Origin of the sequence: Sagittula salina (assembly GCF_017813235.1) — a bacterium.
In the GTDB taxonomy this organism is placed as follows: domain Bacteria; phylum Pseudomonadota; class Alphaproteobacteria; order Rhodobacterales; family Rhodobacteraceae; genus Sagittula; species Sagittula salina.
In genome coordinates this window covers 1-19,073 of record NZ_JAGISH010000021.1, presented here as the reverse complement: position 1 = coordinate 19,073, position 19,073 = coordinate 1, and the positions used below count along the sequence as shown (strand labels likewise).

The window sequence follows — 19,073 nt, the reverse complement described above, 5'->3', positions numbered from 1 at the left end:
TTGGGTCAGCGGACGAGAATGCCCGCGGCGAGGAGCGCGGCATGTGCGGCCGCGATCTCGGCCTCGCTGGGCGTGCCCGCAAAGACGAGGTCGTGGCGGTTGACGATGGCGGGACCGCGGACGACGGCGACGGCCGGCACATCGCCAGCGCTCGCATCCGCCTTGCCCCAGAGCACCGCGACGGCGGTCTCGGTGCCGTCGACGGCCGCGGGGTCGTGGGCAGCATACTTGCCCGAGGCGGTGATCTTGCCCAGCACCGTGCCGGGCTCGAGCGTTCCGCTTGCGACGGTGATCGTCTCGCGGGTGTAGTCGCGGAAGTCTTCCCAGACGAGGAAGCCGCCGGGGTGTTTCCCTTCGACCAGCGTGGTCATGGTGTCATCCTTTCAGCTTGAAGGTGCGGGCGACAATCTCGCCCCAAGGGCGCGCGGCCGAGGAGCGGCCGGGCTGCGGGTGATGGGGCGCGATCTCGGGCTCGGCCTCGGCCTTCGCTGCGAGGAGTGCAGCGCGCACCGCGTCGAGGCTCGCGTCCTCTTCGAGGAAGCGGCCGGCCATCTGCGGCTGGCCCGCGAGACGGCAGAGATCGACGACGGCCCGGGCGTGCCCGATGGCCTCTGCCCGGATCGCGGCGGGGTCCGGCAGCGCGCCGCCCGGCGGCGGCGTATTGGCCGGTGGCTGAGGGGCGTCGGGGGCAGCCTCCTGCTCGTCGTCGGCGTCCGAGACCTCATCGTTCTCCGCTGTCTCTGTGTTGCCTTTGTCCGCTTCGGTTTCGGCGCCATCGGTCTCGTCGCCGGCGTCCGCTTCCGCTTCGACGGTCTCGACCAACACCGGCGGCGCGTTCCGGAAGCGCCCGATGTCGAAGTTCGCGGCGATCCGAACAGGCTCGATCAGGCGGTCGGCGAAGCCCTGCGCCACGGCGTCGCCTGCGTCGAACCAAGTCTCGGCGGCCATCAGCGCGGAGACATCCTCAGTCGTCCGTCCGGACTTCGCGGCGTAGCCTGAGACGAGGCTGCCCTTCACCTTGTCGAGCGCCTCGGCCATGGCGCGCATGTCCTCGGCCGTGCCCATCACGAGGCCGGAGGGATCGTGGATCATCAGGAAGGCGTTCTCGGGCATGACGATCTCGTCGCCCGCCATGGCGATGTAGGAGGCGGCCGAGGCGGCGATGCCGTCGATCCAGACCGTGACCGTGCCCTCGTGGCGCTTGATCGCGTTGTGGATCGCGACGGCGTCGAAAACCGATCCGCCGGGGCTGTTCAGCCGCAGATCGACAGGCGTGCCCTCAGGCAGCGCGCCAAGTTCGGCGAGGAAGCCTTTCGCCGAGACCCCGTAGGCGCCGATCTCGTCATAGATCGCCACTTCCGCACCCGTCCCCCGGGCACGGATCGCATACCAGCTTGCCATGTCGTCACTCCTGTTCGGTGGCCGGATCGGTCGCGACGGCGCCGCCATCCGTGTCGTTGCCGGCGCCGTCGCCTGGCTCCGCCCGGGTCGCCGGTGTCGCGCGGGCGCCCTGCGTCTCGCCGGGGTTCGTGCGGTAGCGCAGGCCGAGACCCGTCGCGCGCACGGCGTCGGCCGCGTTCTCGCGATCGACTTCCTCGATGTCGTAGCCGGTGGCCTCGACCACCTTGCGCCGCGAGGTGATGCCCGCCTCCATCGCCAGCACCTGCGCCTGGATGTCCTTCAGCGGATCGACCCAGTCCCAGCGCGGCGGAATCCACTGCACCGGCCGCGCCGTCGCGGGATCGGCATCGAGCGCGCCCGAAAGCACCGCCGTCTCCAGCCAGCGCCGCCAGACCGCGCGGCAGAGCTGGTGCACGATCACGCCATGCTGCAGCTGGCCGATGCGGCGACGGAACTCCACGAGCTCCGCCCTGAGGCTCGAGTAATTCGCCTGCCGGACATCGCCGGTGACGAGGTGATAGGGCAGCCCCAGCGAGGCGGAGACCGCCAGCAGCGTGCGGTACTGGAACGCCTCATAGCCGCCGCCGACATCCGCGGGCGACGAGAATTTCACGTCCTCGCCTGGCAGCAGCACCTGCATCGTGCCGGGCTCGAGGCTCGCAATGGCCGCGCCGTCGAGATCCGCCTCGGCCTCGCCCATCATGGGCTCTTCCGGCGCGGTCTTGGTGATGAAGCCGGCGAACATCGCCGCGGTCTTCTTCCGGTCGAGTTCGGCGTCGTCGTACTGGTCGAGCAGGAACAGCCGCACCATCGCGGGTGCGATATGCGGCAGTCCCCGGATCTGGCCCGCGTCGATGGGCCGGTAGATGTGCAACACGTCGGCCGCCCGCACGCGCACCGTCTCCGGGATCACCACTCCCTGGTCGGTGCTGTCGCCCGGATGGCGGCGGCGGAAATGGTAGGCCACGCGCCGGCCGATCCCATCGAACTCGATCCCGCATCGGATGCGGTTGCCGTTTCCCGCCGTCTCGGTCTTCTCGAATGGCAGCATCTCGGACTGCAGGAGCTGCAGCTGCAGCGGGACGAGCAGTCCGTCCTCCGCGCGACGGGGTCGGAGCCGGACGAAGCACTCGCCCGCGACGAACATCTCCCGCGCGACCATGGCCTGCAGGCCGTAGAAGTCGCTCAGACCGTCGGCGTCGGCCTCGTCGGTCCAGGCGAGCCAGAGCCGCTGGACCTGGTCGCGCAGATCGCCGTCCCCGATCAGCGAGGATGGCTTGATCCCGTCGCCGACAAGGTTCGCGGCGAAGGCCTCGCAGGCGTTGGCGGCATAGCCGTTGGTCACCACCAACTCGCGGGACCGCGCCAAGAGCCGAGGACCGCCCGAGGCAACCAGCGCGTTGATGTTCTCGAGCGGCGGGTTCCAGCCCCGGAGCCGTCGCTTCGCCATGGCGCCTTCGAGACGGGCCCGCACTGCAGCGGGTCCGCCAGTCGAGCGGCGGCGGAAACGGTCGAAGAGGCCCATGGATTCAGAGCCCCTTCGCCGTCGTCACGCGGACATGCCGGACGATCCGACGCCCCTCGGCCGCGGCGATCTCGCGGTCCAGCGCTTCGATGGCCCGGTCGATCTCGGCGACGCTGCGATAGTCCACGGTCTTGCCGTCGTAGCTGACCCGCGCCACGCCGGAGGACCGCTGCGCGGTCAGCGCGTCGCGGCGGGCGCGGAGTTCGGCGGCCGTGGCCAAGGATCACCTCATGTAGCTTGAGCGCACCGTGCGCCGGCGCGGCATTGGTCGTGTCGTGACGGATGGCGCCGTTGCCGCACCGGCCTCGGGCCCGTCCGACTTCGCTACCCCGAGTTGCGCTTCCAGATCGGCCCACCGCGCTTCGGGCCAGCGATCCGCCCCGAGGATCCACGCGGCCGCGCGGGCATAGACGCGTGTGTCCAACGCCTCGTTGCGCTCGCGAAGCTTCTGCCATTCCAGCCGCGCGAAGCCGCGTTTCGTGCGCACCGTCACCAGCTGCTCGGCGGTCAGCTGTTTTAGCCATTCGCCGTCCGCCCAGTCCGGTAGGTGGATCGTGCCGGGCGGGCACAGCGCGCTCGCCGCCATTTCCTCCTTCGTCGGCCGGTCCTGCCGCAGGAAGCGATAGGTCTCGGCCTTGAAGGTCGAGGTGGCCACGGTCCAGAGCCGGGCCCCGCGCCGGAGCCGCTTGCCCGCGACGGTCGCGTCGACATAGGTCGGCCCGGTCACCGGGCTCGTTCGTGTGAACCCTTCGACGCCCTTCACCGGCGCGACCTGCGCGAAGCCCACCTGGCGCGACCAGGCATAGACCGCGCTGGTCTCGTAGCCCGTGTCGATCGCGAGCCGGGCGAGTGTCATCGTCCGGCCCGAGGCATGCGTCCATGTCCGACCCAGCAGGTCGGTCAGCTGCTGCCAGCAGGCCGGATCGCCGGGCCCGCCCTCAAGCACCAGATGGTCGACGAGCCAGCTTTCCAGACCGCGGCCCCAGGCCCAGACGTCGACCTCGATCCGGTCCTTCTGAACGTCGGCGCCCGCGGTCAGGAACAGCCCCCGCTCCGGGACCGTGCCCGGGGACCATGCTTCACGCCGGTCGGCCAGCCGCTGCCAGTCGGGCGCCTCGCCGGTCTCCATCCAGGCCTCGCCGAGGATGGTGTTCCGGAACGCCCGCATCGCCTCGTCGCTGCCCCGTGCCGCCTCATGTGCCCGCGCGATCCGCTGCCAGCTGAGCCAGCCAACCGGCGAGTAGAGCGCCGAGAGGTGATAGCCGACCGTCGCCGGATCGGCGGCCGTGGCGGTCGCCCGCCACTCGCCGCGCTCGAGCATCCGCGTCTTGTGGTGCTCGGCGATGGACCGCTCGCAGTCCTCACAGAGATACTCCGCCGTCTCCGGGCGGCCCTTCTCCCAGCGCAGCCGCTCGAACTTCAGCCACTGCATCGCGCCGCAATGCGGGCACGGCACGTGGAACCGGCGCTGGTCGGATGCCTCGAACTCCCGCTCGATCCGGGAAAGCCCGCGGATCGTAGGGGTCGAGACAAGGAACACCTTGCGCCTGTGGGCGAAGGTCAGCGACCGGGCTTCCGCCAGCGTGACCGGATCGCCTTCCTCGTCGGCGGACGCGGGATAGGCGTCGACCTCGTCGAGGAAGATGTAGCGCGCCGGGGTGGAGCGCAGTCCCACCGCTGAGTTCGCGCCCGTCATGATCAGGATGCCGCCCGCGAACTCCTTGGACAGCATCGTGTTGCCCGCATCGCGCGAGCGCGCGGGCTTCACCCGCTCCCGCAGGTCCGGGCTTTCGTGGATCAGCGGGTCGATCCGCTGCCGCGAGTTCCGCTTGGCCAGTTCCACGGTCGGCTGGACCGCGAGCATCGGTCCCGGCGCCTGATGGATCACGAAGCCGATCCAGTTGTTGCCGGCTTCGGTCGCGCCGACCTGCGCGGCCTTCATGAACACGATCCGCTGGGTCGGATCGCCGGGCGAGAGCCGGTCCATGATCTCGCGCATGTAGGGCGTGCGCGCGGTCCGGTACTGCCCCGGCTCGGCCGAGGCGCGCGACGCGAGTTTCCGGTGGCGGTCGGCCCAGCTCGAGACGGTCAGGTCCGGGTCGGGCCGCAGGCCGCGCGACCAGGCACGGATCAGCGCGGCGGACCCGTCGAACCCGACAAGATCGTCATCTAAGCCCGGGTCGGATCTCCGAGAGGCTGTCGAGCTGGGCGCGGACATGGGCCTCCAGAACCTTCTGCATCAGCGCCGCCTCCACCTCGCACGCGTCCCCCAGCGCCGCGGTGAGTTCCGAAGCCATCAGCGCGGCGACCCGCGCCGGCCAGGTCACCCACGCATCGCGCTCGTCGCGCGCGAGCCGGAACATCAGCGTTTCCGCCCGGGCGCGGTCGACCAGCTCCCCCTTCAGCTTTTGGAGCCGGATACGCCGCTCCTGCGCCTTCAGAACCTCGTTCGCGGTCTTGGCCTGCAGGAAGGTCGTACCGCCGCCGACGGCCGGGGCGGACAGCCCCTGTTCCCGTAGCGTGTCGCCGACGGCGGCGACGGCCGCCTCGGGCACGGGCTTCAGCTTCGGCGTCGGCGCTTTCCTCGTCTTCGATGGGTCCGTCGTCTCGGCCCGCCGCTTGTCGGACGCTGCGGCGTCGATACTGCCATCCTCGTGCAGGACGAGCCGGCCGGCGGCCTTCGCTTTCTGGATCGCGCCGCGCGACAGGCCGACATGGGCGGCGTACTGGCGTTCGCTCATGCCCTGCATCGCCAGCCTCGATTATCATTCAAAGTCATGTGCTTATCGAGTTGATAAGCTGGGCCAGCGGAGCGAACGTCCATCCTACAAGGACGATGCAACTCACCCGGAGCCACCACGATGACAACCCGCCTGAACCCGATCACAACCCCGCGCTTTGAGGCCCGCGCCGAGAAGGCGCGCCGGAACAAGGAAGCCGCGCTCGCCGCCTTCGTCGGCAAGAAGGCCGAGATCGACGAGATGCTCGCCCGCCTGCAGGCGCTCAGCGACGACCATTTCAACTGCCACCCCAACGAGGTCGGCTGGGCCATGGTCGGCACCCTCGAACACTATGCGAGCCTCCTGAAGCGCATCACCGACAGCGCCTTTGGCGAGGGCGAGCACGCCCGCTGATCTCCAGCACCGCCGGAACTCCCGCCGCGCGCCCTGCGCGGCTTGGGGTCGTAGAAGGCGCCGCATTACGCGGGCCCGAATGCGGAGACGACCCCATGACCAAGCTTTCCGACACCCAACTCGTGATCCTCAGCGCCGCCGCACAGCGCGAGGACAGCAACGTCCTGCCGCTTCCCGGCTCGCTCCGCGGCGGTGCCGCCGCTAAGGTGGTCGGCGCGCTCCTCTCGCGCGGGCTGATCGCGGAGACCGCGACGGACAGCCAGACCAAGGCGGACGCCGCGCTCAACCGGATCTGGCGCAACGACGAAGATGGCCGGGCCATCCTCCTGCACGTCACGGACGCGGGCCTCACCGCCATCGGCATCGAGCCGGCAGGCGGCGGCAGCGCGCCCACGGGCGCCGTCGAGGCGCCGAGCGCGGAGGACCCACAGGACGCTCCCGCCGAGGCCGATCCCGGGCCCAAGGCGCGCACACCGCGCTCGGGCACGAAGCAGGCGAAGCTGATCGAAATGCTCCGCGCCGACGGCGGCGCGACCATCGACGAGATCGTCGCCGAAACGGGCTGGCAAGCTCACACCGTGAGAGGCGCCATGTCCGGCGCGCTCAAGAAAAAGCTTGGGCTGAACATCACCTCCGAGAAGGTCGAGGGACGCGGCCGGATTTACCAAGTCCGCGGCTGATCCGGCCTTCGCTGACTGGAACCGCGGTCAGCCACCCAGAGCCCGACGGTCGAGTGCAATCTCGGCCGTCCACGCTATGGCGGGATCAAACAATTGCGCGGACCTGTGCGGGCACCGCAGGCGATGTATTCACATTCAGATTTCTCGCAGCGAGATCCTTCAAACCGCAGGCCTTCAAGAACGCATAGGTCTCGTCGTAGTAACTTGGCGGTCGCGTGGGGTCCGATGCGTCACCCTTCGGGACAAAGATGATCATGCCCTGCCGGGCCCTCGTCAGGATCACGCGATAGGCGTTCTTGAGGTAGAGCTGCCGCTCATCCTGATTCACCCTCTGCCAGGCAGTGCCGCGGAAGTTGTAGAACCGCCAATCATCTCCATCATGTCGGAAATCGGCGTCCCAACAAACGCCAACCCAGTCGAGTTCAAGTCCCTGGACGTCGAATTCGGTGGCAACCTCTTCGAGGTAGAAGGACGAGCGTACATCTGTTCGGTCGTTCAAGAACCACGTTGAAGCGTCGACCTTTGCCTTCACGTTAAGCCCCTCGGGGCGCAGGCGATGCGCGCCTGAGGATGCAACTAGCCCAAAGCGTTCACTTCCGCGGGCGACGTTCCGAAGCCAATCCCGCGCTGAGTCGAGATCTCGCGTGAGCCAAATCGGGTAGCGATCCTCGACCTGATGATAGACCTCCCTCGCAGCTTCCGTACGGTTATCGACGATGTGGCCGATGAAGCTCGACAGCGCTTCCGCCCGGAACGATCGCATCGATACGCTCAGATGGAGTTCGGTGGATCGTTGAACGGGCAGCTCGCGGAGAAGCCGCACCGAGGTCGCGTCCGTCACGTAGTCCCCGTCCTCGAGCCGATCTGAGATATAGATGTCCCAGTCCCGAAAACGGTCGTCGAGCGCCGACAACCATTCGCCAAGCCCGGCCTCACCGGTATTGATCTCCTGGCCACCGCCGATCAAGCAAACCACCACGCACCAATCCTCGTGACGATCCATCACGCTGATCAAGAACTCTGGCTCCGACATGTCGAAGCCGAGATGCCCGCGCTTTGTCTGCATGAATCGGCTGGCCTGATCACGGGTCCAAGCGCGTTGTGCTTCATCGAATACCGCGACCTTTTCGTGCGGCGCGCCGGTATTGTTCAGTGCCTCGTCCCGAAAATGATGGATGTTCTGAATGAAGCTTGAGACTTTACGATGGGCATTCGTCTTTGTCGTTCCTTCGCGCGCGGCCTCATCCCGCGCTAAGGCCTCCCGCAGCACCGTGACCAGGGGGCCATTTCCCGATAGGAACACGGCGTGCTCATCGGAGTGTTCTTGCGCGCGTTTGGTGGCGATGTTGAGGCCGGCCAGTGTCTTGCCGGCCCCCGGAACACCCGTGACGAAGCAGATTGACTTTATCCCCTCCACCTTCGAGCGATCGATGATCGCAGAAATGCAGTCGGTCGTATGGCTTAGGTTCTGCGCGCTGGCGTCAGATCGCGCGATCTCCTCGACGGCGTGGTTTTGGTACAGGGCCTGGGCCGCTTCAACGATTGTAGGCGTCGGCTGATAGCCGGATCGCAGCCAATTCCGGACATCGAACGGATCGAGATCAGTTGCGGCGGCGCACCGGGCGATCAACGCCGGTAACTGCTCCATTCGTGCGAGGACTGGTTCCGCAATGCCATCCGGCGCGAACCGCACGTCTGGTAGCCCGGCGACTGCCGCCTCGGTTGCGAGGACAATAGGGATGATCGGCAGATCGTGGCTGCCCTTGTGAAAGTTTTTCAAGTCCAGAGCGTAGTCATGGACCTGTTCGATGGCCGAGCGGTCAAAGTTCCGGGCGCCCACCTTGAATTCGAGAACAAAGACCGTGCCGTCGACAAGAAGAACAACATCCGCCCGCTTTCCCATCCGCGGGATCGCAAACTCGAACAGGATGTGACCGCGCGCGAGGTCTGACAGGACCGGCTTGAGCAAGCGGATCTGGCCAATCCAGGCGCCGCGCTGCTGGTGCTCGAGGGCGAAGCCATGGTGCTGCACGAGAGTGCCCAAGATGGACGCCTCGTCGGCTTCAAGAAACGCCCCAATTGGAGCGTCGTAATACGCCACGTGCATCAACTTCACCCGAGTTCTTCGCCTGCCTCCCTATGCGTAAGCCATTGATCTGGTTTTTTCTACTGTGTGCGACCGGACTTTCGTGTGCTTTGTGTTATCCCTGACGGACCCGGATCGCCTCAAATAGCCGCCGCAGGACGAAGGACCGCGCGATGCTCACCACCGTGAACACCGCGCCCATCTTCAGGTTCTGCGCCAGTGTCGTGTGCAGCCCAAAGACCGGGAAGATGAGAATCTGCGTCACGACGGCGACGCCGTAGCCGACCGCCACGTTGGCGATGGCCTCGACCAGGGACATGGCCCGGCTCTGCTTCATGCGGCTGCATCCTCGTCCTTCGCAGACAGGTCCAGCCGCTCGGCCTTCACCTGCGCGAAGGTCCGGCCGTCACCGTCGAGGATGGCCTCCTTGCCGGTCTCGGCCTGCCATCGCTCGACGGCGACGTCGACATAGGCCGGGCTGATCTCCATCGCGAAGACGCGCCGACCGTTGGCCTCGCCTGCCATGATCTGCGAGCCGGACCCCGAGAACGGCTCGTAGCAGAGGCCGCCGCGGGCGACGTGCTGGCGCATCGGGATCCCGAAGGCGTCGAGCGGTTTCGGCGTCGGGTGGTCGGGGCGCTCATCCTTGGCGAAGGACGGCATCTCCCAGGTCGAGGGCAGCGTCTGCTCGGCGACCTTCGGCGGGCGGTTCGGGCGGCGCCAGCCCATGAAGCAGGGCTCGTGCTTCCACAGGTAATGCGAGCGAGTCAGAACCCCGCGGTCCTTCACCCAGATGATCTGCTGGTGGACGAAGGCGCCGGCCTTCTCCCAGCAGGCCTCCAGCATCGCCTGGCGGCGGGAGGCGTGCCAGCAGTACCAGGCGGCATCCTGGGTGATCGCCTCGGCAACGGCAGCGGCGATGAAGCCGTCGTAGAGCTCTGCGCCCTGCGAACTGTCGTCCCAGGTGGTGCCGTAGGACGCGGACCAATCCTTGTTGCGGGTCGGATGGTTCGAGCCATCGTAATCGACGAGATACGGCGGGTCCGTCGCGAACAGCACGGCGCGCTCGCCGTTCATCAGACGGCGCACATCGTCATGGTTCGTGCTGTCGCCGCAGACCAGCCGGTGATCGCCGAGGATCCACAGATCGCCCGTGCGCGACGCTGGGTTGCGCGGCGGCTCGGGGATGGTCACCGGAGGCACGGAGCCGCCGGCGCCACCCTCTTCTTCACCGCCTCCGTCCGGATCGAAGGCCAGAAGCTTGTCGAGTTCGCCGTCGGAGAAGCCCACGAGCGACAGGTCGTAGTCGTCCGCGAGCAGGTCCTGCAGCTCGGCCGACAGCAGCGCCTCGTCCCAGCTGCCGAGTTCCGTGAGCTTGTTGTCCGCGATCCGGTAGGCCCGCCGCTGCGCCTCGGTCAGGTGGCCCAGCACGATCACCGGCGCTTCGGTCAGCCCGAGCTGCGTCGCCGCTAGCACGCGCCCGTGGCCCGCGATCAACTCCCCGTCCTCGCCAACGAGGCAGGGCACGGTCCAGCCGAACTCGGCCATGCTGGCGGCGATCTTAGCGACCTGGTCGGGCCCGTGCACCTTCGCGTTCTTCGCATAGGGCTGCAGGCGCGCAAGCGGCCAGGTCTCGATCCGCTCGGGGGCGAAGGCGAGGGTCATGCAAGTTCCTGTCGATGATCGATCGGCATTGGCCGGATGGACTCCGGCGCGGCAGATCCACCGGCTTCCGGCTGGACTCCGGTCTGCCCGGGGTATCCACCCCGAGCGGCCGGTCAGGTTTTTGAATTCACGAGGCTTTCGTGGCATCGCGGCTGGACGCTGGACTCCGGTGGCTTCCCAAAAATCCGGCGCTGTCGCTGGCGAAATGCCGAGCCAAGCCCGCCAGCATACGTTTCGGCCCGGAAAGGAACCGGAAAACAAAAGCTTGGCGGCATGGACCCCGGCTGGACCCCGGAAGCCAGCCGCGGTGTCCACCTCGGGATGAGCGTTGGTTCGTCCGAGCGCACGACCCCGAGTATAGCGTCATTTATACCGTCAGAAGGGTGATCCGTCTCGCCGTCTGGTGTCTCGCCGAAAATTGCCTCACGCGCCCGTCGAGCCTTGACAAGGCTCAGTGCGACGCATGCGCCACCACGAACTTCATCGACCGCTTTCGCGGCACGCGCCTCCCGTTCAACCGCCACACGATCACCGCGATCCCGTACTGCCAGCGCCGGTTCGCGGTGGCGCGGCTGATGCCGAGTTCCCAGCAGATCGGCTTCCACGGCTTCCGGTTCGCCCGGAGCCAGAGCAGGCGCGCATCGGCGGGCTCGAGCCAGCGCAGCCAGAGCAGCGCATCCTCGGCCTGCGTGATGTCGCGCGGGCTGGGCTTGGGCCTGCGGGTTCGGGGCTCCTGGCCGACCTTGTCGGCGAAGCTGTGGAAGTACTCGGGCCAGGCGTTGAAATAGCCCTGCGGCTTCACCTCGGGCAGCGACCGGAACACGTCCGCCGCGCTCTCGAGCCGATCCTCGACTATGGTGGTTGTCCACTCAGACATCGGCCGACTCCCGCGTCTCCACCCTCGGCCCATACAGCTTCTCCCCGAGCTGACGGACCAGCTCGCGCTCTGGCCATGTCAGGCGATGGTCGTCGACGGAGACGGCAAGCACACCTTCGTCATGCCAGCCATCGCGCTTCACCTGGTCGGGATCCCGGCGCGTGCCGCCGTAGCCTTTCGGGTACCACCTCATGCGAGGCCCCCGTTCGTCGCGAGCGCCCAATGGAGGATGGCGATGGCGTCGGCCTCGTTGTCGTCGGCGGGTGAGAACCCTCGTGCTCGCGCCGCGGCGATCATCGCCTCCTTGGGCGCGTTGCCCTTCCCGGTCGCGTGACGTTTGATCGTACCGACCGGAACGCCCTCGTAGGGAACCCCGCGCAGTTCGGCCCACGATGTGAGCGTCGCCATCAGACCGCCGTAAATGTGGGCCGCGTCAGTGCCGGCGTGCCGGCGGACCTCCTCGAACCAGATGGCGGCGATGGGCCCCGACAGCCGGTCGAATTCGGTCAGCCAGTTGGTGAACCGCAGGTAGCGCATGCCACCGCCATCGAAGCGTCCGGGACGAAAGCTGACCGTGCCGCTGGTGATCAGTCCGTCGTGGCTGCGGAGTGCCCAGCCGGTCGTGGTGCCGAGATCGAGGGCGAGAATGCAGGATCGGTAAAGCGCGCCCGGCTCGGGGCGAACGTCCTGCGCGGGGATCGGTGTGTTCATCGTGGAGGCTCACAAGCTGTGGGCCTTCGGCTTTGGTCGCCGCAAGATTTAGCATCCGGCGGTCCTGGGCCAAAGCGAAAACGACGAGGAACGCGACGGCGGGCGGTGATCGACGTTCGATCCGCCCCGGTCCCAACCTCGGAACGCGTGGTTCCAACCTTCGAGGGCGTTGGGACAGACTTTTATCGTTCAAGTTCAATTACTTGACCGGATGCAGTCCCAACCTCGGTGTCCCCAACGGGGGTCCTTCTCTTTTCGTATAGAAAGACATGTTCCCGACCCTTTAAGTTCTCCCACATGAATGTGTAGCAAAAGGTTGGGACCACAGGGTGAGGTTGGGGACACCGTTGTTTTTGAACGGCCTTTCGTGTCCCCAACCCCCTCGGTAGGTTGGGACAGGGTTGGGACCACGGGGAGGTTGGGCCAGCGTACCAGACGCACGCCGGCCGATGTCTGCAGCGCTGCAGAGAAGCCCCGCGATGCTGGCAACGGTGCCGAACGTCGGTTATCCACGGCCGCAGTGGCTCCCGTCGTGCCTCCTTTTCAACGACGGCGATGGTTCGCGAACGATTGAGTTGCCGTCAGTGGATAACTGCTCCGGAAGTTGCGCACGGAGTTCCCCTAGACTGAGCGCTCGACGTCGATCCGACCGAAGTTCTAGGATCATCCCCATCGAGATCGCGACGAGGAGCCCTACCTGCTTTGATCGAAGCCCATCGCACTGATGGTCCCGGTCCTCGATGAGAACGCATAACCGGAAAGCTAGCGCCGAACGCTCTACACAGGTTAAGTCGACGCTGAAGAAGACGTCATTTCCCACCGCCTACATGAGGTAATCAGCGATTTGGCCATAGCAATCGAGCCACCATCAAGAAGCCTCCTGAAGCGTATGGAAGCGAGATTCGCGCTGCAGCAAGACAACTGGGACGATTACAGCTTCAGAACGCTTTACCATTTGCACTTCCGGCATGGCGACGATCCGGAAGACGTAACCTACGTGGGCGGGGTTAAAATCCTACGCAGAGGCCAGAAGGCCGACGGAAAGCGGCAAATTGAAAAACCCTTCAACAAGCTATCAGAGGATTGGATCTCGGTCGGTACCAGCCTCGACTACTATCAGCGGATGAATGAGCTGCCACGTGCCAGACGCAGGACAATCATGAACTCCCTGAACGACGCGGTGGCGCATCCCGAACTTGTTCCACTTTTCGAGGATGAAGACGGGTGGAAGACCTCGCTTTTCCGCGACAATCCCGACTGGCACAACTTCCTCAACGACGCACGCGCGCTCTTCGAGGGCAACTTCTCCGCCCTCGCGGACATCGAGCAGACATTCTCGTACACGCCAGCCGGCGCGGACGAACCGATCGAGTTCGATTTCGGCTCGCCCGAACCTCCCGGCTACTTCGGCCCCTATCGTCGCTTAGGTCCCGGGCGGCGCAGGACGTTGCTCCCCGATCGCATCGTCGTGCTTGTCGGCCGCAACGGATCGGGCAAAAGCACACTGCTATCCCGCCTCGCCCACGTGGCATTCGCTTCGCCGCAGGATAGGGCCACGAAACGGTTGAAGGCATTAGGCACCCTCCAGCCGGCGTCGATCGGCTTCATGCGCGTGATCACTATTTCATACAGCGCCTTCGACAGCTTCACCGTGCCGGGTCTCGACGCCAAGGATCTTTCGCAGACAGCCGAAGACCTAGCCAGTGGCGAGGGCCGATTCGTCTTCTGCGGGCTGCGAGACGTCGTCGCGGAGGCCCGGGCGGACGTCGAGAAGGACGAGGCTGTCAATCTAGATGACGACGGCGATGAGCCGGTTGAGCGGCGGACGACGACCCGGCTCAAACCCGTTGAACAGCTCGCTGACGAGTTTGCGGCGCTGATCGCGCGTATTCGCCGGCAGGAGGGCGTCGAGCTGCTCGAAGCGGCGCTGGAGCCTCTGCTTGGCGACCCATCGTTCGCAGAGCTAGAGGACCAAGTGGGCAGATTGACAGCGCGGAGCAGGTCGGCGCGATCCCTCTTCTTGGGCTGGAGTACAGGCCACAAGATCGCTCTGCACGTCGTGGCCTCGCTTGTAGCGCACGCGCAGCCGCGGTCGCTGGTACTCTTCGATGAACCAGAGGCCCACCTTCATCCACCACTGATGGCGGCGCTGATGCATTCGGTGCGCATCGTGCTGAACGAATTGAACGCCCTGTGCGTCGTTGCCACGCACTCGCCGGTGCTTCTTCAAGAAACGCTCTCGCGCCACGTCAGGCGAATACGCAGGACGGGCAAATCACTTGAGATTAGGCAGCCCGGTCTCGAGACGTTCGGCGAAAACGTGGGTGTCCTCACGTACGACACGTTCGGGCTCACGGCATCCAGCACAGACTTTCACAAGGTTCTGGACCTACTCGTCGAGGGCTGCGACTCGATCGAGGAAGTAGATGCCCTGTTCGATCCCGGACTCAGCGCCCAGGCCCGGGCCTATGTCCTCACGCAGTTCGCGCGCAAGGGATGAGGAACTTGCCGGAACCCACCCGGAACAGCGAACGGGCCGACCTGAGGAAGGCCGTGCGCGAATACCGGTATCGCGGGCAGACTTTCGGCCACGCTATCACCGACAACGAGGTGGAAGAGGTCGTGGCTCTCTATGACCTCTACGAACAGGGCCGGGGCGCACCCTGCGCGGAACTCAAGGGGCCCGACCTGCCCGACTCGCTGCGCGAGACGATCCATGCCGCCTACGCGAAGACCCAGCTTGGACGTACACTGCAGCCTTTGCGTGAAATGCTCTTCAAGGGCGTGGATCTCTGCCCGGTCTGCGGCATCGATCCGGCTACCGAACTCGACCACCATCTGCCCCAGTCGGAATTCAAACCGCTTGCGATCCACTGTCGAAATCTCGTGCCGATGTGCCACGCCTGCAACCATGCCAAGCTGGCCGGCTTCGACGAAGACGGTGAGGGCTTTCTCCACCCCTACTATGACCTGCTGCCGGACCTAGACTTCCTGATTGCGACCGTCGACATTGATGGACCAATCTTGGTCGTTTCCTTCGGGATCGACCCAGCGGCGGCGCTACCAGCCGGCTTCGCCGACAGGCTCACCGCTGGGATGGAGACGCTGAAGCTGGAGGCGAGATATCAGCAAGAGGTGAACACCTACGTCGCCTCACACGCGGCGGCTTTGCACTTGGCGCATCGCGCTGAGGGCCAAGTCGGAGTTCGGCGAACGCTGCGGCTCCAGGCCCGCTACGAAACTATAGCGTTCCATCGAAACCATTGGCGGCCTGCCCTACTGCGCGCGCTCTGCGCACATGACGGGTTCACTGATGGAGGGTTCGCGGCAGTTCTGCCGATCCAGAACGACATGCTTAATGACTTGGACGGTTGACCCAAAGGGCACCTACAGCCAACGGTTGAATAATCGCAACCGAACCACAAGATCGGCGCGCGAAACGGACGCAGTCCCTGGCCGCTCGAGCGGCCACAAGGGCCGTGATGGATGCCTACGTGGACTGCCGCCGATACCGCCACTCCCGCGGCGCCTCGCGCCCACCCTCGTCGCGGCGTCGGTACCGCTCCCAGCCGTTCGCCTTGAGGTAGGCCGAGACGCGCATCTGGTCGCCGCGGGTCCAGCGTGCAGGTTCGAGCCCGATCGCTTCCTCGAGGATCTCGCCGACCGACACGTCGACAAGCGGCTCGGGGCGCGGCACGCTCTCGGTGCGGGAGTTGCCGTAGTCGGGGAAGCCGTCGGAAAGGGTGCGGATCTCGTGCGTCAGCCAGTGCTCGATCAGGTCGTCCCAGGCGTCGGACTGGTAGCGGCGGTCCTGTTCCTCGCGGGCTTCCGCCAGCAGCGCCGGATCGTCGATCCACCAGATCGCGCCGGCGCGGAAGCGGTGGACGGCCTCGGCCCAGAGCTGGTCCCGGTCGCCCGCGAGCGCCGCGATATCGATTGCACCGCAGCGAAGCGGCCAGAAGCGGCGGTTGCCGGTCTCGTCGCGCAGATAGGTGTCGGGGTTCACGGTGCCGGCGAAGACGCACTGGCGCGGCACCTCGACGGTATAGCGCCCATACGGCGGTCGGAAGCGGTCGGTGGTGCGGGTCAGGAAGGCCTTGATGCGGGATACCTCGGCACGGCCGATGGCGTCGAGTTCGGCAATCTCCACGATCCAGACACCCTGCATGTGCAGCGCCGCGTCCTTCGAGCCGAGTTCCGGCAGCTCGTCGGTGAACCATTCCTCGCCGGCGAGCACCTTGATCGCGGTGGATTTGCGCGCGCCCTGCGGCCCCTCGAGGATCAGCATGTGGTCCGCCTTCACGCCGGGCCGGTATATGCGGGCGACGGCCGAGATCAGCCAGAGCGCACCGATGGTGTGATGGAACGCCGTCGGCTCCGCGCCGAGATGGGCGCTGGTCCACGTCTCGATCCGGGGCGTGCCGTCCCATTTCAGGGTGTCGAGCCAGTCGCGGACGGGATGGATGCGCAGCTCGCGGGCGACGGCGCCGACAGCGCGGCTCACGACCACCGGGGCGACGTTGATGCCGCGGAGCTGCAACCACTCGGCGGTGCGGATGTCGTCGGCGTCCTCCCATGGACGCGGAAGGGGGGCGATTCCGGCGTCCCACGGCAGCGGCTGGCGCACCACGATCTCCTGCCCGAACTCATCGAAGGCGAGCACGCCGGCAAAGGCCGGATCGGAGGTCAGTGCGACGATGACGTTGGCTTCGTTTCGCTCGGGCGCACCCGCGAGGTCGAGCCGCAGGCGCCTGAACCAGGAAGGCTTCGGGATCGGCGCGTTTGGATCGCCGGTGGCGTTCACGCGGCGGCGGAGCTCGGCAAGCTGCTGCGTCAGGACCGACATGCCGATCCCGGTCGCGGACTTGATCCGCGCGATGACCTGCCGTTCGGGCAGCGGGTCGAGCCTTGCCAGCGCGATGCGCCCGAGCAGCGTGGACAGGGCTTCGAACTCGGGCGGATTGGTCAGCGCCTCGGCAGCGGCGATCAGGGTCGCGGGATCGTCTGCGGAGGCGACGACGGGTGTGACCGTTTCGGGGTCGACCGTATCTCCGGCCTGCGGCTCGGCTGCGGTATCTGTCTCGTGCGCGTAATCCTCGGCGCGAGCGCCGCGCTGCAGGTCGTCGTTGAAGTCGTCGCCGTGGAGCGGCGCGACGATTTCGTTCGGGATGTCGGCCCGGTTCAGGCGGTCCGAGAGCGTCGCAGCCGCCTGGCGCCCGGCGTCCCCCGCATCGGCGTAGATGGTGACGCGCCGGGTGCCCTCGGGCCACTGGAACCGCGCCAGACCGTCGGCCGACAGCGCCGCCCAGACCGACATGCCGAAGAGCGCGTGCGCGGCCAGCGCCGTCTCGATCCCCTCGGCGATGCCGATTTGACCATCCTCCGGCATCGGGAACAGCCGGACCACGGCATCCTTCACGCTGCCCAGCATCTTCTTGCCCGGAGGCGCCTTGGCGCTGCCGTCGTCGAGCAGGAACGTGCGATGGATACCCGGCGCGCGCTCCCCGTCCGGCAGCCGCAGGATCGCGATCAGACCGGGCCAGCCGCGGCAGCTGTCGAAGTCGGGAAGGTCGGGGTGGAACAGCAGGTCTGGCGATCCAGGATCCGACAGCCCGCGGGCGCGCAGGTAGGTTTCGCCTGGCGTGCCCGCGAGCGGTACCGCCCCGCCGACAAGACGCGCGATCTCGGCCGAATGGTCCGGGCGTGCGCGCATGGTCGACGACGGCGCTGACCGCGGCGCGGGATGGTCTATCCCCGCCAACCGCGCCGCCTCGTCGAAGAGCGCGCCGTCGCAGAGCCCTGTCGCCTGCGCGATCAGGTCGATGGGACCGGCCCGCTCGCCGGTGGCGTAGTCGAAGCCCCAGCCGGCATAGGGTCCGTCGAGGTGGATGGTGCACGACCCTTCCTTGCGCGGTGGGCGCCCGGAGAGGTCTGCGCAGCGCAAGGATCGACGGTCCCGCGCAAGCCGGGCCTCGGGGAAGAGCCTCGGCAGCCAGTCCGCCGCGGTGCAGGCCAGCCGCTCCTTCACCGCCGCGAGATCGTGCCGGGTCTTCGGGACCGCGATGTCGTTGAGATCGATCATCGCGCCCCTCAGGCCAGGAGGACGAGACCGCGCTCGGCCCGGGTGATCGCGGTGTAAAGCCAGCGGCGCCGGTCGATCTCGCTGCGACCCAGCCCGTCGTCCCAGACGATCACGTTCTCCCACTGCGAGCCCTGCGCCTTGTGCGCCGTGATCGCCCAGCCAAAGGTCGCCTCGGTCAGCAGGCGCTTGTCCTTGTAGTCGCGGTCGTGGCGCTTGTCGTCATAGGCGACGTGGTCCTCGAAATGCCCCTTGTAGATGCGCAGCCGGCCCGGCCGCCCGTCCTCATAGGGCTCGCCGATGCGGCGGCCGTCCTCGTCATGGACGACGGCCGAGAAGTAGAGGCTGCCCTCGTCGACGATGTCCTCGAGCGTCACGAACATGCCGTTGATCAGTCCCAGATCGTTCTGGTTCTTCAGGCAGATGATCTTCTCGGCCGGTCCCGTGGGCAGCCAGCTCCCGCCGAGACCGGCCGCCGCACGCATGGCGTTGTTGATCTGCAGCCGCGTGGCGTTCAGGCCGCAGATCAGCTGGCCGCCGCGCAGCGCCTGTTCCGGCGTGATGTCGCCCTTGCGGAGCTTCGCGACATGGTCGTCGTAGACGCCGAAGCCGATGGGCCGTCCCTCGCGCGCCATGGTGGCGAGACGGATGATCGCACTCTCGGCCGCCTGGCGGTGGATCTCGGTCAGCATCACGTCCGGCTCGTCGCGGGTGAAGGCGCCTTCGCCGCGGATCGGCGGCAGCTGGCCGGGATCGCCGAGCACGAGGATCGGCTTGCCGAAGCTCATCAGATCGCGCGCCATCTCCTCGCCGACCATCGACACCTCGTCGAGCACGATGGACGTGTCGCGGTTTGATGCCGCTCCTTTGATAGCATTTACTGCAACAAAGGAGACGAACTATGGGCACAGGAAG

18 protein-coding genes are annotated in these 19,073 nt (G+C 66.7%); 4 read left to right on the top strand and 14 right to left on the bottom strand.

All coding sequences use genetic code 11. The features are described 5' to 3' along the window. Window positions 1-5: 5 nt before the first annotated feature. The 6 genes from J5474_RS21335 to J5474_RS21310 are packed head-to-tail and all read right to left on the bottom strand — an operon-like array spanning window position 6 to window position 5,676. On the bottom strand, window positions 6-371 hold the full coding sequence (locus J5474_RS21335; RefSeq protein WP_209363891.1) for a head decoration protein: 366 nt from the start codon (window positions 369-371) through the stop codon (window positions 6-8). Between the two features lie 4 nt (window positions 372-375). After that, window positions 376-1,401: a head maturation protease, ClpP-related gene (locus J5474_RS21330; protein WP_209363890.1), complete on the bottom strand. Its 1,026-nt coding sequence runs from the start codon at window positions 1,399-1,401 to the stop codon at window positions 376-378. A gap of 4 nt (window positions 1,402-1,405) precedes the next feature. Continuing rightward, window positions 1,406-2,926: a phage portal protein gene (locus J5474_RS21325; RefSeq protein ID WP_245216637.1), complete on the bottom strand. Its 1,521-nt coding sequence runs from the start codon at window positions 2,924-2,926 to the stop codon at window positions 1,406-1,408. A gap of 4 nt (window positions 2,927-2,930) precedes the next feature. Then, entirely contained in the window at window positions 2,931-3,146 is a 216-nt protein-coding gene (locus tag J5474_RS21320; protein ID WP_093359498.1) for a phage head-tail joining protein, read from the bottom strand. Window positions 3,147-3,149: 3 nt separating this feature from the next. Continuing rightward, a complete protein-coding gene (locus J5474_RS21315; RefSeq protein ID WP_209363889.1) occupies window positions 3,150-5,144 on the bottom strand; it encodes a phage terminase large subunit family protein in 1,995 nt (664 codons plus the stop codon). Continuing rightward, complete coding sequence (locus J5474_RS21310; protein ID WP_209363888.1) at window positions 5,092-5,676, bottom strand: hypothetical protein; 585 nt, start codon at window positions 5,674-5,676, stop codon at window positions 5,092-5,094. Before J5474_RS21310 ends, J5474_RS21315 begins: the two co-directional genes overlap by 53 nt. A 111-nt stretch (window positions 5,677-5,787) precedes the next feature. Here J5474_RS21310 and J5474_RS21305 point away from each other — a divergent pair, with 111 nt between their 5' ends. Both J5474_RS21305 and J5474_RS21300 read left to right on the top strand, forming a co-directional pair. After that, complete coding sequence (locus tag J5474_RS21305; RefSeq protein ID WP_209363887.1) at window positions 5,788-6,060, top strand: hypothetical protein; 273 nt, start codon at window positions 5,788-5,790, stop codon at window positions 6,058-6,060. Between the two features lie 95 nt (window positions 6,061-6,155). Then, on the top strand, window positions 6,156-6,740 hold the full coding sequence (locus J5474_RS21300) for a DUF3489 domain-containing protein (RefSeq protein WP_209363885.1): 585 nt from the start codon (window positions 6,156-6,158) through the stop codon (window positions 6,738-6,740). 85 nt (window positions 6,741-6,825) lie between these two features. On the opposite strand, the gene J5474_RS21295 is transcribed toward J5474_RS21300, so the two are convergent. From J5474_RS21295 to J5474_RS21270, 6 genes are all read right to left on the bottom strand, one after another. After that, a complete protein-coding gene (locus J5474_RS21295) occupies window positions 6,826-8,847 on the bottom strand; it encodes a DUF2075 domain-containing protein (RefSeq protein WP_245216641.1) in 2,022 nt (673 codons plus the stop codon). 94 nt (window positions 8,848-8,941) lie between these two features. Then, a complete protein-coding gene (locus J5474_RS21290; RefSeq protein WP_209363883.1) occupies window positions 8,942-9,163 on the bottom strand; it encodes a DUF7220 family protein in 222 nt (73 codons plus the stop codon). Beyond that, a complete protein-coding gene (locus J5474_RS21285) occupies window positions 9,160-10,491 on the bottom strand; it encodes a site-specific DNA-methyltransferase (RefSeq protein WP_209363881.1) in 1,332 nt (443 codons plus the stop codon). The genes J5474_RS21290 and J5474_RS21285 overlap by 4 nt, the downstream gene beginning before the upstream one ends. A gap of 451 nt (window positions 10,492-10,942) precedes the next feature. Beyond that, window positions 10,943-11,368 (bottom strand): DUF6362 family protein, encoded by a 426-nt coding sequence (locus tag J5474_RS21280; RefSeq protein ID WP_209363879.1) that lies wholly within the window; start codon window positions 11,366-11,368, stop codon window positions 10,943-10,945. After that, the gene (locus J5474_RS21275) at window positions 11,361-11,561 is read right to left on the bottom strand and encodes a hypothetical protein (protein WP_209363877.1); all 201 of its coding nucleotides are present in this window, start codon (window positions 11,559-11,561) and stop codon (window positions 11,361-11,363) included. The genes J5474_RS21280 and J5474_RS21275 overlap by 8 nt, the downstream gene beginning before the upstream one ends. Further along, on the bottom strand, window positions 11,558-12,079 hold the full coding sequence (locus tag J5474_RS21270) for a crossover junction endodeoxyribonuclease RuvC (protein WP_209363875.1): 522 nt from the start codon (window positions 12,077-12,079) through the stop codon (window positions 11,558-11,560). Before J5474_RS21270 ends, J5474_RS21275 begins: the two co-directional genes overlap by 4 nt. Before the next feature lie 889 nt (window positions 12,080-12,968). On the opposite strand from J5474_RS21270, the gene J5474_RS21265 reads away from it, so the two are divergent. Further along, window positions 12,969-14,579 (top strand): AAA family ATPase, encoded by a 1,611-nt coding sequence (locus tag J5474_RS21265; protein ID WP_209363873.1) that lies wholly within the window; start codon window positions 12,969-12,971, stop codon window positions 14,577-14,579. Between the two features lie 5 nt (window positions 14,580-14,584). Beyond that, the gene (locus J5474_RS21260) at window positions 14,585-15,454 is read left to right on the top strand and encodes an HNH endonuclease (RefSeq protein WP_209363871.1); all 870 of its coding nucleotides are present in this window, start codon (window positions 14,585-14,587) and stop codon (window positions 15,452-15,454) included. A gap of 115 nt (window positions 15,455-15,569) precedes the next feature. On the opposite strand, the gene J5474_RS21255 is transcribed toward J5474_RS21260, so the two are convergent. Further along, the gene (locus J5474_RS21255) at window positions 15,570-18,161 is read right to left on the bottom strand and encodes a VapE domain-containing protein (RefSeq protein WP_209363869.1); all 2,592 of its coding nucleotides are present in this window, start codon (window positions 18,159-18,161) and stop codon (window positions 15,570-15,572) included. An 8-nt stretch (window positions 18,162-18,169) separates the two neighbouring features. After that, window positions 18,170-19,030 (bottom strand): ATP-dependent DNA helicase, encoded by an 861-nt coding sequence (locus tag J5474_RS21250; RefSeq protein ID WP_425342909.1) that lies wholly within the window; start codon window positions 19,028-19,030, stop codon window positions 18,170-18,172. Window positions 19,031-19,073 lie beyond the last annotated feature (43 nt).

Bases quoted from the DNA above. Each gene is read 5' to 3' on its own strand.
- J5474_RS21335 (WP_209363891.1), bottom strand. From the start codon at position 371: ATGACCACGCTGGTCGAAGGGAAACACCCCGGCGGCTTCCTCGTCTGG.
- J5474_RS21330 (WP_209363890.1), bottom strand. From the start codon at position 1,401: ATGGCAAGCTGGTATGCGATCCGTGCCCGGGGGACGGGTGCGGAAGTG.
- J5474_RS21325 (WP_245216637.1), bottom strand. From the start codon at position 2,926: ATGGGCCTCTTCGACCGTTTCCGCCGCCGCTCGACTGGCGGACCCGCT.
- J5474_RS21315 (WP_209363889.1), bottom strand. From the start codon at position 5,144: ATGTCCGCGCCCAGCTCGACAGCCTCTCGGAGATCCGACCCGGGCTTA.
- J5474_RS21310 (WP_209363888.1), bottom strand. From the start codon at position 5,676: ATGCAGGGCATGAGCGAACGCCAGTACGCCGCCCATGTCGGCCTGTCG.
- J5474_RS21305 (WP_209363887.1), top strand. From the start codon at position 5,788: ATGACAACCCGCCTGAACCCGATCACAACCCCGCGCTTTGAGGCCCGC.
- J5474_RS21300 (WP_209363885.1), top strand. From the start codon at position 6,156: ATGACCAAGCTTTCCGACACCCAACTCGTGATCCTCAGCGCCGCCGCA.
- J5474_RS21295 (WP_245216641.1), bottom strand. From the start codon at position 8,847: ATGCACGTGGCGTATTACGACGCTCCAATTGGGGCGTTTCTTGAAGCC.
- J5474_RS21290 (WP_209363883.1), bottom strand. From the start codon at position 9,163: ATGAAGCAGAGCCGGGCCATGTCCCTGGTCGAGGCCATCGCCAACGTG.
- J5474_RS21285 (WP_209363881.1), bottom strand. From the start codon at position 10,491: ATGACCCTCGCCTTCGCCCCCGAGCGGATCGAGACCTGGCCGCTTGCG.
- J5474_RS21280 (WP_209363879.1), bottom strand. From the start codon at position 11,368: ATGTCTGAGTGGACAACCACCATAGTCGAGGATCGGCTCGAGAGCGCG.
- J5474_RS21275 (WP_209363877.1), bottom strand. From the start codon at position 11,561: ATGAGGTGGTACCCGAAAGGCTACGGCGGCACGCGCCGGGATCCCGAC.
- J5474_RS21270 (WP_209363875.1), bottom strand. From the start codon at position 12,079: ATGAACACACCGATCCCCGCGCAGGACGTTCGCCCCGAGCCGGGCGCG.
- J5474_RS21265 (WP_209363873.1), top strand. From the start codon at position 12,969: ATGGAAGCGAGATTCGCGCTGCAGCAAGACAACTGGGACGATTACAGC.
- J5474_RS21255 (WP_209363869.1), bottom strand. From the start codon at position 18,161: ATGATCGATCTCAACGACATCGCGGTCCCGAAGACCCGGCACGATCTC.